Source organism: Pseudomonas sp. BN515, from assembly GCF_029873155.1.
In the GTDB taxonomy this organism is placed as follows: domain Bacteria; phylum Pseudomonadota; class Gammaproteobacteria; order Pseudomonadales; family Pseudomonadaceae; genus Metapseudomonas.
The window spans coordinates 68304-82524 of record NZ_SSOH01000081.1 but is presented as its reverse complement, the minus strand read 5'-3'; the positions used below and the strand labels follow the sequence as shown (position 1 = coordinate 82524).

The window sequence follows — 14221 nt, the reverse complement described above, 5'->3', positions numbered from 1 at the left end:
GGCGGCCTGGCGGGAGAGCGGGTTGCCATCCGTCCGACCGCGACCGACGGCGTCTTCGACGTGGTGTTCATCCACAAGACCGTGCGCCAGATTGATCTCAGGCAACCCAAGCCATGACTATCCACCCGTTACCCATGTCTCCCGACAAGCGTTACCCATGTATACCGGCTGAACACACGGCGCACCCTACCGGATCGGATTCATCCTGCTAGTGATCGCCACAAGCATCGACGCCTCAACTGACCGGCTCAGGTGCACCGGAAAGCACCACCCGGTTGCGCCCGGCATTCTTGGCCTTGTAGAGCGCCAGGTCGGCCTCGATCAGCAGGCGCTCGATGCTCAAACCGCTGCCATTCTCGACCACCACGAGGCCGATACTCATGGTGACCGGGATCGATGTGTGGTTTGGCAGGCCGACCTTGGAATCCGCCACCGTGTGCCGAATACGCTCGGCCACGGCGATGAGTTCTTCGGCAGAGCGGCCCGGAATCAGAATCGCGAATTCCTCCCCACCCAGGCGGCCCAGCAAGTCACTGCCCCGCAGGCAACGCTGGATGCGCCCCGCTACCGCAATCAGCACGGCGTCGCCAGCGGAGTGGCCGTGGGTATCGTTGATCTCCTTGAAGTGATCCAGGTCGATCATCATTACCCCGACGGAGGACGAGACGTCATTCAGTTGCTCCTGTGCCCTGTCGAGAAAGTCCAGGCGGTTGCTCACGCCGGTCAGGCCATCGCGCGCGGCCATCTGCTTGAGGGTACTCAGCAGCTTGTTATTACTCTGCATCACGCCGGACAGCATGATCGGGCCGGGGACGATCAGGAACACGCCAAGCCGGAGGGAGATGAGCAGCGACTCATCGTAAGGAAAGGAGTGGGAAAAGTTGATCAGCATCCAGGCGCTGGCCATCAGGGTGAGTAGCGAGGTGGCGAATACCGAGTAGGTCACCGCGCACCACAGCAGCGCGGGCACCGGAAATGCGATGGCGCCAGGGCCGCCGATGACGATGGCCCCCATGCAGGAGACGAACAGCCCTAGCACCGGGAGCATGCCGCGCCAGCGGATCGGTGCGGCGCTGTGGGTCACCATCCTTCGCGTCAGCGCGGCGGGCTCGGGCATGCTCAGGATGACGGGCAGTATGCCGATGTAGTTGGCGAACTCGGTGACCAGCCAGAAGACGAAGCCGATCAGCATGCCGCCGCCGAACAGCAGCGGATTGGCGACCGCCCCCACCAGTCCGGATGCTGCAGCACCGCACGCACCGGCGATGGCGAGCTGAAGTACCGCCATCGGCTGGCGGATACCCATCACACCCTTGGACAGACGCTTGTAGACCGAATAGGTCGCCGCCACACCCATGAGGTTGGCGATGGTGAGGATCCCCGCCTTGAACAACCCGGAACCGGTCAGCAGGTCCGCGGCGAGGAAGGCCACTGTCGAGAAGAACCAGCCAAGCGGGCTCGCCGAGGCCGGCACCCTGAGCATGAAGCCGGCCATGGTGGCGTTGGCCAGCCACAGCGAGGCGAGATGGTTTTCCGGACGGCTGAGGATGCCCAACAGGCACCCGATGAATACGAGCACCGCGAGCGCCAGAGGTGCGCCCAGCTTTCCTTGGTAAACGTGCCAGATACTGCGTTCGTTATTCTTCTGGTCTTCACTCATGGCATGTCCTGGAAACTGCCGACTACTCCGACACTTAGCGCGACTGATTGGCGTAGTGTCAATTTACAATCAGTGAAGACCGACGGGCTGCACTCTGCCACCCCCAGTGGATGGTGGGCTGGCGTGCTGGTTCGAGGGGGCAACGCTGTTGCCCTTGGCGAATGAATTCGCCCCTACAGGGAAGAGCGGTTCGGGTAGGCGGTCCAGCTTCGAGCAGGCCCATCTGCCCCTCGCGCTGAATCGCGCTGAATGACTTGGCCCGGCAGCTGTAGGGGCGATTTCAATCGCCAAGCAGGCCGAAGGGCTGCCCTGGTAGAGCATTGCGTTTGGCAGAAAACCTTCAGGGGCGGTAGCCCTGGGACAGGAGCCAGCCCTGGACCATGCGACGCTGCGGCTCGGGCAATCCAGCCAGGGCCTGGTTGAGTTCCCCTCGCTTGAGTGCGGCGACGAGCGGCGCGAGTTCGATGCCTTGCAGGTGCCAGATACCCAAGGGCTGGTCGGCCGTGATCACAACGTCCACCTCTTCAATCAGGTCGCCGTGAATCACCGGTGCTCTCTCCACCCTCACCTGGCTGAAATCCACCGGGGCGTGCATGGGCTCGGCGTCTGGCCAAGTGCGGCGGTCACGCCAGAAGGGTTGGTCGGGCCAGCGCTGTTCCAGGGCGTAGAAGTCGCGGCCAGTGCGGGCGAAGCGCAGGAAGAGATGCTCGACCCGGCGCTGGTGGAACTGTCGGGCAAACTCAGCTCGGTCAGGGCGTTGCAGCAGTGTGTTGATGACGGCCGGAGCCTGCAGCGCAGAGGAAAGAGACTGGAAGATGCCATTGCCGGAAAGCGGGTCCACCGCCATCGCCGCATCCCCTACCCGCAACCAGTTGGGGCCGCTGGCCTCATGGAAGAGGATCGCCGTGCTGCTGCGGGCGTGGAGGCTGGCCGGCTCCAATGCGGCGTCGCCGAACAGTTCGCGCACCAGGGCGGATTCGGCGCGGCGCTGGGCGCAGTAGTCCGGCAGCTGGTCCTTGGGCGGCAGGCCACCGGCGTCCTGGGTGATCTGCCAGTAGCAGCGGCCATCGACCAGGCGCGCCATCCAGGCCCAGCCATCGGGCAGGCTTTCCACGGCCGAACCGGGATAGCCCGGTGCCTCCTGCCACTGATTGAGCAGGCTGAGGGTTTCCGGCCCGCGCAGGCGGCCACCGGCGAGCGGTGCCGAACGGCCGCGGGCTTCGACGAGGAAGTCCGCGCGCAGCGGTTCGCGGGAGTCGAGATGAATAAGATGGCCGGCATCGGTGCTTTCCACCCTCAGAACGCGGGCTTCCAGCGTTTCGATGCCAGCCTCGCGCAGGTCTTCGCGGATGGCCGCATCGAACCGGGGGCGGTCCAGCAGGCATTCCTGGTTGATGGTCTGGCCGTCGCCATTCCACAGCACGCGTCGGGGCGACGGCGCAGCCGCACAGGCCAGGGCACGCTGGAGGCCGGCTTGGCGTAGGCCATCCAGCACTCGCTGGGAGACGCCTTCTACTGCCGTGAAGCGGCGCCACTCGCTGACCACGCGCACGGAGTAACCCAGTCGCTTCAGCCCCAGGGCCACCGCCGCGCCGGATGGTCCGGCGCCGAGTACGACGATGTCAGTCATGGCCACGGCGCTCCGGGCCGATAAAGACTGCACCGTCCCGTAGCCACTGGAGTACCGCCTCGCGGCTTGCGCCGGGCTGGGACTGCAGGTAGCCCGCGATGATCCCGGAGAGTGCCGCGCAGCCCACGCTGGAGCCGGCCACACCATTGGTGGCGGAGACATGGGCGCCGAAGTCGGCCTGGGGACTGTTCAGCCAGGACCATTGCCCCGGCGCGCAGCGAGCGTCGCCGGTAACACGGATCACGCCCGGATAGGCGGCCGGATACACCGGCTCGCCCTGTGCCGGGCTGGAAGCGCAAAGCAGAATGCCGGAAGCCTGGGCCAGCACACAGGCCTCGCGCAGCACCGGGCGGTCGTTGCGCAGGCCGAGACTCATGTTCACCAGCACAACGTCCTGCTCGATCAGCCAGTGCAACGCGGCGGCGATTTGCAGTGGGCTGGTCTGCCAGCGGTCGCCGAAGACCTGGGCAATGCAGAGCCGGATCGGGCCACTCTCGCGGATCAGGGTCTCCAGTACCACGCTGCCATGGCCCAGGGCGTCGGGTTGTGATTCGCCCTCCTGCAACTCCCCGCCGTCCAGCCAGAAGCGTCTGGCCAGCGCGACCTGATCGGCCTGCCCAGCCGAAAAGCCGCTGTCGATGATGCCGATGGCGAGCTCAGTGGCCATGGCTCACCTGCTCCGGCTCCAGGCTGTGCAACTGGCCTTGTTCCAGACGGAAGGCAATGTCGGCCTGGGCCAGGGTGGACGGACGGTGACTGATGAGAATGCGGGTACGGCCAAAGAAGAGTTGGTCGATGGCGGCGATCACCTCGCGCTCGGTGGCTTCGTCCACCGCCGAGGTGGCTTCGTCCAGCACGAGGATGAGCGGGTCTTGCAGCAAGGCACGGGCAATGGCGATGCGTTGTTTCTGGCCGCCGGAAAGCTGCTGGCCGCGCTCGCCCAGGGGGCTGTCCAGGCCCAAAGGCAAGGATTCGATCAGGCTATCGAGCCGGGCCAGGCGAGCTACCTGTTCCAGGGCATCGCGCGTGGCCTCCGGGGCGCTGTAGGCAAGGTTCTCGGCCAGGGTGCCACGGAACAGGACGATGTCCTGGCTGACCACGGCGATGCGTCGGCGCAGGGCGAACAGGTCCAGCTCGCGCAGGTCCGCGCCGTCCAATAGCACGCGACCCTGATCCGGGTCGTAGAAGCGCTGCAGCAGGTCGATCAGGGTGGATTTGCCGACGCCCGAGGCGCCGCTGATGGCCACCTTGAGGCCAGCGGGAATCACCGCATCCACCCCGCGCAGCACAGCGCCGGCGCGCTGTTCATGGGCGAAGTGCACGCCTTCCAGGCGCAGCTCTCCCCTGCCCTCCGGCATGGGTTTAGGCGTCTCGGGCTGGCGTACCGGCACGGGTTCCTGTTGCAGCTCCATCACCCGGCCAAGGCTGACGGTCATGCGTTGCAGCGCCACGTAGAGGCCGAGCAGGCTCTGCACCGGGCCCACGGCCATGCCGAGGTAGGTGGAGAAAGCGATCAGCGCGCCCAGCTGCCAGGTGCCCTGGATCACCCAGTAGCCACCGATTAGGAAGGCGCAGGCGCGGGACAGCGAGGTAAGCGTGCCAGGCACAGCGTGGGTGAAGAATTCGGTGACCTGAACCTTGAGCAACTGGCTCATGTAGCCCTGCCCCAAGTCTTCCAAGCGGCGCGACTCGCGTTTCTGCTGGCCGGCAGCCTGGATGAACTTCATCGCCGGCAGGGTTTCCACCAGGAACGACGACACATCCGCCGAACGCTCGCGCAGGCTGCGCACTTCGCGCTCAACCTTGCGCCGCATCCAGCGCAGCCAGAGCACTTCGATGGGGATCAACAGCGCCAGCAGCAACGACAGTTGCCAGGACAGCAACAGCATCAGCGCCACGGCGCCGATCAGGCCGATGACGCTGGAGACAGCGGAGAACAGTGAATCCACGGCGAAGCGCTGGATCTCCGCCACGTCGCCATCGAGCCGGGACAGGATGTCGCCGAGGCGCTTGCGGCCGTAGAAGGCTGGCGAGAGTTGCTGGAGGTGGCGATAGAGGTCGTCCCGCAGGGCGAAGAGGATGCGCCCGGAAAGCCGCGTGTGCAGGTAGCGGCTGATGCCGGACAGCACCGTGCCAAGGATGCCGACGGCGATCATCGCAACGGCCACCTGCACCAGCTTGCTGAAATCCTTGGCCAGCAGGCCGTCGTCGATCAGGGTCTTGGTCAGCCAGGGCTGGGCCAGCACCAGCAGCGATGCGCCGAGGGACAGACCGAGCAGCACCAAGATGGCGCGCAGTTGTGGACGGACGAAGCCATAGAGCCAGGCCAGGGCACGGCGCAGCAGGTCGGGGTCGCTGGTTTCTACGAGTTTGAGGAAGAGGCGGGTCATGGAATGCAGGAGTTTCGGCTAGCTGATGTGGGAGCGAATTCATTCGCGAAGGACTGCAACGCAGTCCCCAGTCCAACTGTCGGGCCTACGGCCCGAATCGCGAATGAATTCGCTCCCACAAGGTTTGTGGCTACATGGGAGCACCAGCAGCGTCTCATCCCCTGAGTTGCTTCAACTTGCGATACAAGGTCGCGCGGCTGATACCCAGGGAGTCGGCAGCGGCCGAGACATTGCCCTGGTGGCGATCCAGCGCGCCGCGGATCAGCTCCAGTTCGTTTTCGCGGATGCTGCCCGGCTGGCGGCAGCTGGCGGTCAGGTCGTCCAGCAGGCTGTCGGTGAGGTGGTCGAGGCCAAGCACCGTCTCGCCCTCTTCACGCATGGCCAGGGCTGAGCGCAGGACCATTTCCAGCTGGCGAATGTTGCCCGGCCAGTCGTAGCCGGCCAGCAACTCGTTGAGGTCTTTGTCGAGACTGACGTTGGTAGCGCCGAACTTGTGCAGCACGCTGCCGATCATCCCCGCCAGGTCGTCCCGCTCACGCAGGGCCGGCAGGCGCAGGCTGACGCCGTTGATGCGGTAGTAGAGGTCCTCGCGGAAGTGCTTGTCCTGCACCAGGCGCTTGAGGTCACGGTGGGTCGCGCAGATCACCGCAACGTCGATGTCCTGCTCTTCGCCGGCACCGAGCGGTGCCACCCTTCGCTCCTGCAACACGCGCAACAGGCGCGCCTGCAGGCTGAGCGGCATATCGCCGATTTCATCGAGGAACAGGGTGCCACCATGGGCCTGCATCAGCCGGCCGACCATGCCGCCCCGGCGAGAACCGGTGAAGGCGCCTTCGCGGTAGCCGAAGAGTTCGGATTCGATCAGTCCCTCGGGAATGGCGGCGCAGTTCACCGCCACAAAGGGCTTGTCGGCACGCGGGCTGGACTGGTGCAGCGCGCGAGCCACCACCTCTTTGCCAGTGCCGGTCTCGCCCAGCAGCAGCACCGGCAGCTCGTTGGCGAGCCCCTGACGGGCCATGCGCAGAGCGCGGGCGAAACGGCTGTCGCGGCCGGCCAGTTCTTCAAGTATCTGGGTTTTCTGCGCGGACGGCGCCTTGGCAGCAGGTGCTGGGCCACTGAGGTTGGTATGGCGCGGCACCTGCAAGGCGCGGAAGAAGAATTCGCCCTTGGCGGTCTGCACGCTGCTCACCCCACCTTGCAGCAGGCGTGCGATGAACTGCGGCGAGCGCTCGCCGATCAGATCACTGGAACGCCGTCCCACCAGGGCTTCGCGGCGAATCTGCAGCAGGTCGCAGGCGCGCTCGTTGGCGGCCAGAACCTCACCGTCGAGGCTCAGCGCCAGCAAGCCGTGCCAGGCGCTGCCGAGGTATTGCGGGCGGTTGTGGAAGGCCAGCACCAGTTGGTCCGGGTAGCAGAGGCCGAACATGCGGCTCTCGATGTTTCCGGCCGCCAGCATCAGGGTGGAGAGGTTGTCCTGGGGCTGGGCCATGATGCCTTCGCGGGTCAGGTCGAGCACGCCCACCACGCGGCCCTGCGGATCGCGCAGCGGGACCGAGGTACAGGAAAAGGGGCTGAGGCGGTCGAGGTAGTGCTCGCCGCAGTTGATCAGCGTCGGGCGCCCTTCGACCACGGCGGTGCCGATGGCGTTGGTGCCACGCAGGGATTCGCTCCAGCAGCTGCCGGGCTTGAGGTCGCGCAGGCCGAAGGTCTTGAGGTATTCGGTCTGGCCCTCGATGGCGAGGACGTTGGCCTGGGCGTCGCCGAGGATGATCAGCCCGCCCTTGCCCTGCTGGCTGACCAGGTATTCGAGTTCCGGGGTGGCGGCGTCGATCAGCAGGCGATTGCTGTCCAGCAGCAGTTGCAGGTCGTGGCCCTGCTCCAGTCCCACCTGGTCGCCTTCCAGGCAGTTGAGGCCGTGCTCCAGGCTGCGTCGCCAGGAGGCATCGATCTCGTCGCGCAGCACGCCCTGGGGCAACTCGCCCTCGCTGGCCAGTTTCAGTCGAGCCTGCCGCGACTCGTGCAACGGATCGGCAGCGGTTTTTATTCGAATGTCTTGCGCCATCTCTCGCTCCAGCGTGCGCCCCGGCTTGGGCCGGCGGTTGGTCGCACGCCTTGAATGTCTACACCCCCGGCCCGCGTCCGTAAAGAGCGGGCCACTTCCGCTGCAAGGAACAAGTATCAAGCCATTCCGGCCGTCGCGTGCCGTTGCGGTGCGTAGTTGACAGTCAGGTTGGCACAGGTTTACGTTAACGTAAAGGTAAACACAGAGACGGCCCTTTCCATGCCCACCACTTACAGCATTTCCGACCTGGCCCGCGAACTGGACGTCACCACCCGCGCCATCCGCTTCTATGAAGAGCAAGGCATGCTCAGCCCCGAGCGCCGTGGCCAGGAACGTATCTACAGCCCGAAGGATCTGGTGGCGCTGAAGCTCATCCTGCGCGGCAAGCGCATCGGCTTCTCCCTGGCCGAATGCAAGGAACTGATCGACCTCTACGACCCCAGCAGCGGCAACCGCAAGCAGCTGGAAACCTTCATGGGCAAGATCGCCGCGCGCCGCGCGCAGCTTGAACAGCAGTTGCTGGACATCCAGCAGATGCAGCTGGAACTGGATACGGCCGAGGAACGCTGCCTGGCGGCCATGGCCGAAACCGAACGCAAACAGGGCGTCAACGCCTGACCCCTCCCCCACTCACCGACAATGACAAGCACAGGTGTAACGATGAGCTATCCCACCCTCAACTTCGGTCTCGGCGAGACCATCGACATGCTGCGCGACTCCGTCTACCAGTTCGCTCAGGCCGAACTGGCCCCGCGTGCTGCGCAGATCGACCGCGATAACGAGTTCCCCATGGACATGTGGCGCAAGTTCGGCGACATGGGCCTGCTGGGCATGACCGTGGAAGAGGAATACGGCGGCACCAACATGGGCTACCTGGCCCACGTGGTGGCCATGGAAGAGATCAGCCGCGCGTCCGCCTCGGTCGGCCTGTCCTACGGCGCCCACTCCAACCTGTGCCTCAACCAGATCCGCAAGAACGGCACCCACGAGCAGAAGCTCAAGTACCTGCCCAAGCTGTGCTCCGGCGAACACGTCGGCGCGCTGGCCATGAGCGAGCCCAACGCCGGCTCGGACGTAGTGTCGATGAAACTGCGCGCCGAGAAGAAAGGCGACCGCTACGTGCTCAACGGCAACAAGATGTGGATCACCAACGGCCCGGACGCCAACACCTACGTGATCTATGCCAAGACCGACGTCAACGCCGGTTCGCGCGGCATGACCGCCTTCATCGTCGAGCGCGACTACAAGGGCTTCTCCCGCCACCAGAAGCTGGACAAGCTGGGTATGCGCGGCTCCAACACCTGCGAGCTGGTGTTCGAAGACGTCGAAGTGCCAGAGGAAAACATCCTCGGTGCGGAAGGCCGTGGCGTGGCCGTGCTGATGAGCGGCCTGGACTACGAGCGCACCGTGCTCTCGGGTGGCCCGACCGGGATCATGACCGCCTGCATGGATGTGGTGCTGCCGTACGTGCATGAGCGCCAGCAGTTCAAGCAATCCATCGGCGAATTCCAGCTGGTGCAGGGCAAGATTGCCGACATGTACGCCGGCATGAACGCCTCGAAGTCCTACCTGTATACCGTTGCCAAGGCCTGCGACCGCGGCGAGGAATCTCGCAAGGACGCCGCGGCGGTGATCCTCTACACCGCCGAGATGGCGACCAAGATGGCCCTGGACACCATCCAGCTGCTGGGTGGCAACGGCTACACCAACGAGTACCCGGCCGGCCGCCTGCTGCGCGACGCCAAGCTCTACGAGATCGGTGCCGGCACCAGCGAAATCCGCCGCATGCTGATCGGCCGCGAGCTGTACAACGAAACCCGCTGATGACTCCCTTCTCCCTCTGGGAGAAGGTGCCCGAAGGGCGGATGAGGGGAGCAACGCTCGGCTTCCCTCACCCCGGCCCTCTCCCAGAGGGAGAGGGGGAAAAGAACAAAGAGGCAATCCATGGCCATCCTGCACACCCAGATCAATACCCGTTCCCCGGAGTTCGCCCGCAACAGCGCGGCGATGCTCGAACAGGTCGGTGCCCTGCACACGCTGCTCGGCCGCATCCATGAAGGCGGCGGCGCCAAGGCCCAGGAACGCCACACCTCGCGCGGAAAGCTGCTGCCCCGCGAGCGCATCAACCGCCTGCTGGACGCCGGCTCGCCATTCCTCGAAATCGGCCAGCTGGCCGCCCATGAGGTGTATGGCGAAGATGTGCCCGCCGCAGGCGTCGTAGCCGGTATCGGCCGCGTGGAAGGCGTGGAATGCATGATCGTGGCCAACGACGCCACGGTGAAAGGCGGCTCCTACTACCCGCTGACCGTGAAGAAACACCTGCGCGCCCAGACCATCGCCCAGCAGAACCGCCTGCCGTGCATCTATCTGGTGGACTCGGGCGGCGCCAACCTGCCGCGCCAGGAAGACGTGTTCCCCGACCGCGAGCACTTCGGCCGCATCTTCTTCAACCAGGCCAACATGAGCGCCATGGGCATTCCGCAGATCGCGGTGGTCATGGGCTCCTGCACCGCCGGTGGCGCCTACGTGCCGGCCATGTCCGACGAGACCATCATGGTGCGCAACCAGGCCACCATCTTCCTCGCCGGCCCGCCGCTGGTGAAGGCCGCAACTGGTGAAGTGGTGACCGCCGAAGAACTGGGCGGCGCCGACGTGCACTGCAAGACCTCGGGCGTGGCCGACCACTACGCCGAAAGCGACGAGCACGCCCTGGCGCTGGCCCGCCGCAGTATCGCCAACCTCAACTGGCGCAAGGCCGGCGAGCTGAACCTGCGCGCCCCGCTCGCCCCGCGCTTCGCCAGTGACGAGCTGTACGGCGTGATCCCGGCCGACGCCAAGCAGCCCTTCGACGTCCGCGAAGTCATCGCCCGCCTGGTGGACGACTCCGAGTTCGATGAGTTCAAGGCGCTGTTCGGTACCACCCTGGTGTGCGGTTTCGCCCACCTGCACGGCTACCCCATCGCCATCCTCGCCAACAACGGCATCCTCTTCGCCGAAGCCGCGCAGAAAGGCGCGCACTTCATCGAACTGGCCTGCCAGCGCGGCATCCCGCTGCTGTTCCTGCAGAACATCACCGGCTTCATGGTGGGCAAGAAGTACGAGGAAGGCGGCATCGCCAAGCACGGCGCCAAGCTGGTGACGGCAGTGGCCTGCGCCAAGGTGCCGAAGTTCACCGTGATCATCGGCGGCAGCTTCGGCGCCGGTAACTACGGTATGTGCGGCCGTGCCTACGACCCGCGCTTCCTGTGGATGTGGCCCAACGCGCGCATCGGCGTGATGGGCGCCGAGCAGGCCGCCGGCGTGCTCACCCAGGTCAAGCGCGAACAGAGCGAGCGTGCCGGCCACAGCCTGAGTGCGGAAGACGAAGCACGCATCAAGCAGCCGATCCTCGAGCAGTACGAGCGCCAGGCGCATTCCTACTACTCCAGCGCGCGACTGTGGGACGACGGCGTGATCGACCCGGCGCAGACCCGCGACGTGCTGGGCCTGGCGCTTTCCGCCAGCCTCAACGCCCCGATCGAGCGGACCACCTTCGGCGTGTTCCGGATGTAATGCATGCAACTCCCCTCTCCCCTGGGAGAGGGGCCGGGGGTGAGGGAAGCCAGCCCTCACTGGGACCCCAGGCATTCGGTGCGCACGGCGCACCCTACAGGATCGACCATGACCGACTTCACCACGCTGCAACTGGACTTCGCCGACAACGGCGTCGCCACCCTCTGGCTCAACCGCCCGGAGAAGAACAACGCCTTCAACGCCGGGATGATCCGCGAACTGATCCTCGCCCTGGACGCCGTCAAGGAACATGGCAAGGTGCGCTTCCTGATCCTGCGCGGCCGTGGCCGACACTTCTCCGCCGGCGCGGACCTGGCCTGGATGCAGGAATCCGCCCAGCTCGACTACAACGCCAACCTCAACGACTCCCGCGAGCTGGCCGAGCTGATGTACAACCTCTACCACCTCAAGGTCCCGACCCTGGCCGTGGTGCAGGGCGCGGCCTTCGGCGGCGCACTGGGTCTGATCAGCTGCTGCGACATGGCCATCGGCGCCGTGGACGCGCAGTTCTCTCTGTCCGAAGTGCGCATCGGCCTGCTGCCGGCCGTCATCAGCCCCTTCGTGGTCCAGGCCATCGGCGAACGTGCCGCACGCCGCTATGCCCTGACCGCCGAGCGTTTCAGCGGCGAGCGTGCCCGTGAATTGGGCCTGCTTGCCGAGTGCTACCCGGCCGAGGAACTGGATCAGGCGCTGGAAACCTGGACCGCCAACCTGCTGCAGAACAGCCCGCAGGCCATGAGCGCCACCAAGGATCTGCTGCGCGAAGTCGGCAGCGGTGTCCTCAGCCCCAACCTGCGCCGCTACACCGAAAGCGCCATCGCCCGCATCCGGGTGAGCCCCGAAGGCCAGGAGGGCCTGCGCGCCTTCCTGGAAAAACGCAAACCGTCCTGGCAGGAGCAATAACAATGATCACCACCCTGCTGATCGCCAACCGCGGCGAAATTGCCTGCCGCGTGATGCGCACCGCCAAGGCGCTGGGCATCCGTACCGTCGCCGTGCACAGCGCCATCGACCGCAACGCCCGCCATGTGCGCGAGGCCGATATAGCCGTGGACCTCGGCGGCGCCAAGCCGGCGGAAAGCTACCTGCTGGTGGACAAGCTGATCGCCGCCGCCAAGGCCAGCGGCGCCCAGGCCATCCACCCCGGCTACGGTTTCCTCTCCGAGAACGCCGGTTTCGCCCGCGCCATTGCCGATGCCGGCCTGATCTTCCTTGGCCCGCCGGCCACCGCCATCGACGCCATGGGCAGCAAGTCCGCCGCCAAGGCCCTGATGGAAGCCGCCGGCGTCCCGCTGGTGCCCGGCTACCACGGCGAGGCCCAGGACCTGGAAACCTTCCGCACCGCCGCCGAGCGCATCGGCTACCCGGTGCTGCTGAAAGCCGCCGCTGGCGGTGGTGGCAAGGGCATGAAAGTGGTCGAGCGCGAAAGCGAGCTGGCGGAAGCCCTGGCCTCCGCCCAGCGTGAAGCCCAGTCAGCCTTCGGCGACTCGCGCATGCTGGTGGAGAAGTACGTCCTCAAGCCGCGCCACGTGGAAATCCAGGTGTTCGCCGACAGCCACGGCAACTGCCTCTATCTGAACGAGCGCGATTGCTCCATCCAGCGCCGTCACCAGAAGGTCGTCGAAGAAGCCCCCGCCCCCGGCCTCTCGCCGGAAATCCGCAAGGCCATGGGCGAGTCCGCCGTGCGTGCGGCCCAGGCCATCGGCTACGTGGGTGCCGGCACCGTGGAATTCCTGCTGGATGAACGCGGCGACTTCTTCTTCATGGAAATGAACACCCGCCTGCAGGTGGAACACCCGGTTACCGAGGCCATCACCGGCCTGGACCTGGTGGCCTGGCAGATTCGCGTTGCCCGTGGCGAAGCGCTGCCGATCACCCAGGAGCAGGTGCCGCTGATCGGTCATGCCATCGAAGTGCGCCTCTACGCTGAAGACCCGGACCAGGACTTCCTGCCCGCCAGTGGTCGTCTCGCCCTCTACCGCGAAGCCTCCGCCGGCCCCGGCCGCCGCGTGGACAGCGGCGTGGCCGAAGGCGACGAGGTGTCGCCCTTCTACGACCCGATGCTGGCCAAGCTGATCGCCTGGGGCGAGAACCGCGAGGAAGCCCGCCAACGCCTGCTGGCCATGCTCGACGAAACCGCCGTCGGCGGCTTCAAGACCAACCTGGCCTTCCTGCGCCGCGTGCTGGCTCATCCGGCATTCGCTGATGCGGAGCTGGACACCGGCTTCATCGCCCGTCACCAGGAGCAATTGCTGCCCGCCCCGACCGCCCTGCCCCCGGCGTTCTGGCAGGTAGCCGGAGAAGCCTTCCGCCAGGGTGAAGCCGAGCGTGTACGCGGGGACGACCCGCACTCGCCGTGGAGCCGCAACAGCGGCTGGCGCGCCGGTCTGCCGAGCGAAACCGACCTGCACCTGGCCTGCGGCGACGAGCGCCAGGTGGTCCGCCTGCGTGGCGCCGCCGCCAGCCCGATCCAGCTCAAGGGCGAGCAGATCACCCTGGAACAGGACGGCCTGCGTCGCCAGCACCTGGCGATCCGCCGCGGTGAAAACCTCTACCTGGAATGGGACGGCGAGCTGCGCAGCGTCACCCGCGTCGACCCCATCGAAGAAGTCGAAGCCAGCCACGCCCACCACGGCGGGCTGACGGCGCCCATGAACGGCAGTATCGTGCGCGTCCTGGTGGAAGCCGGGCAGAAGGTCGAAGCCGGCACCGCCCTGGTGGTGCTCGAAGCCATGAAGATGGAACACAGCATCCGCGCGCCCCACGACGGCGTGGTCAAGGCGCTGTATTGCAACGAAGGTGAGCTGGTCAACGAAGGCACCGCGCTGGTGGAGTTGGAAGAGGCCTGAGGCCTTGTCCGGTGCGCGCGGCGCACCCTACCTGGGAGATCCCGGATGTAGGGTGCGCCGTGCGCACCAATGCATTCT

The 14221-nt window shown here is 66.0% G+C and carries 10 protein-coding genes; 5 read left to right on the top strand and 5 right to left on the bottom strand.

The window, feature by feature from the left end:
* Nucleotides 1-235 precede the first annotated feature (235 nt).
* From E8E91_RS22945 to E8E91_RS22925, 5 genes are all read right to left on the bottom strand, one after another.
* Nucleotides 236-1660, bottom strand: a complete 1425-nt coding sequence (locus E8E91_RS22945; RefSeq protein WP_280379074.1) for a diguanylate cyclase — start codon at nucleotides 1658-1660, stop codon at nucleotides 236-238.
* 340 nt (nucleotides 1661-2000) lie between these two features.
* Nucleotides 2001-3290, bottom strand: a complete 1290-nt coding sequence (locus E8E91_RS22940) for a tryptophan 7-halogenase (protein ID WP_280379073.1) — start codon at nucleotides 3288-3290, stop codon at nucleotides 2001-2003.
* Nucleotides 3283-3957, bottom strand: a complete 675-nt coding sequence (locus E8E91_RS22935) for a peptidase S8 and S53 subtilisin kexin sedolisin (RefSeq protein WP_280379072.1) — start codon at nucleotides 3955-3957, stop codon at nucleotides 3283-3285. The genes E8E91_RS22940 and E8E91_RS22935 overlap by 8 nt, the downstream gene beginning before the upstream one ends.
* Nucleotides 3947-5680 carry an ABC transporter ATP-binding protein gene (locus E8E91_RS22930; RefSeq protein ID WP_280379070.1) on the bottom strand — a complete coding sequence of 578 codons (1734 nt, stop codon included), beginning with the start codon at nucleotides 5678-5680 and terminating at the stop codon, nucleotides 3947-3949. Before E8E91_RS22930 ends, E8E91_RS22935 begins: the two co-directional genes overlap by 11 nt.
* Before the next feature lie 154 nt (nucleotides 5681-5834).
* The gene (locus E8E91_RS22925; RefSeq protein WP_280379068.1) at nucleotides 5835-7742 is read right to left on the bottom strand and encodes a sigma-54-dependent Fis family transcriptional regulator; all 1908 of its coding nucleotides are present in this window, start codon (nucleotides 7740-7742) and stop codon (nucleotides 5835-5837) included.
* Between the two features lie 219 nt (nucleotides 7743-7961).
* Between E8E91_RS22925 and E8E91_RS22920 the strand changes: the two genes are divergently transcribed.
* From E8E91_RS22920 to E8E91_RS22900, 5 genes are all read left to right on the top strand, one after another.
* Nucleotides 7962-8360: a MerR family DNA-binding transcriptional regulator gene (locus E8E91_RS22920; protein WP_280349630.1), complete on the top strand. Its 399-nt coding sequence runs from the start codon at nucleotides 7962-7964 to the stop codon at nucleotides 8358-8360.
* Nucleotides 8361-8402: 42 nt separating this feature from the next.
* Entirely contained in the window at nucleotides 8403-9566 is a 1164-nt protein-coding gene (locus tag E8E91_RS22915; protein ID WP_280379067.1) for an isovaleryl-CoA dehydrogenase, read from the top strand.
* A gap of 120 nt (nucleotides 9567-9686) precedes the next feature.
* Nucleotides 9687-11294 (top strand): carboxyl transferase domain-containing protein, encoded by a 1608-nt coding sequence (locus tag E8E91_RS22910; RefSeq protein ID WP_280379065.1) that lies wholly within the window; start codon nucleotides 9687-9689, stop codon nucleotides 11292-11294.
* A 108-nt stretch (nucleotides 11295-11402) separates the two neighbouring features.
* Nucleotides 11403-12197, top strand: a complete 795-nt coding sequence (locus E8E91_RS22905) for a gamma-carboxygeranoyl-CoA hydratase (protein WP_280379064.1) — start codon at nucleotides 11403-11405, stop codon at nucleotides 12195-12197.
* Between the two features lie 2 nt (nucleotides 12198-12199).
* Nucleotides 12200-14143: an acetyl/propionyl/methylcrotonyl-CoA carboxylase subunit alpha gene (locus tag E8E91_RS22900; RefSeq protein ID WP_280379062.1), complete on the top strand. Its 1944-nt coding sequence runs from the start codon at nucleotides 12200-12202 to the stop codon at nucleotides 14141-14143.
* Nucleotides 14144-14221 lie beyond the last annotated feature (78 nt).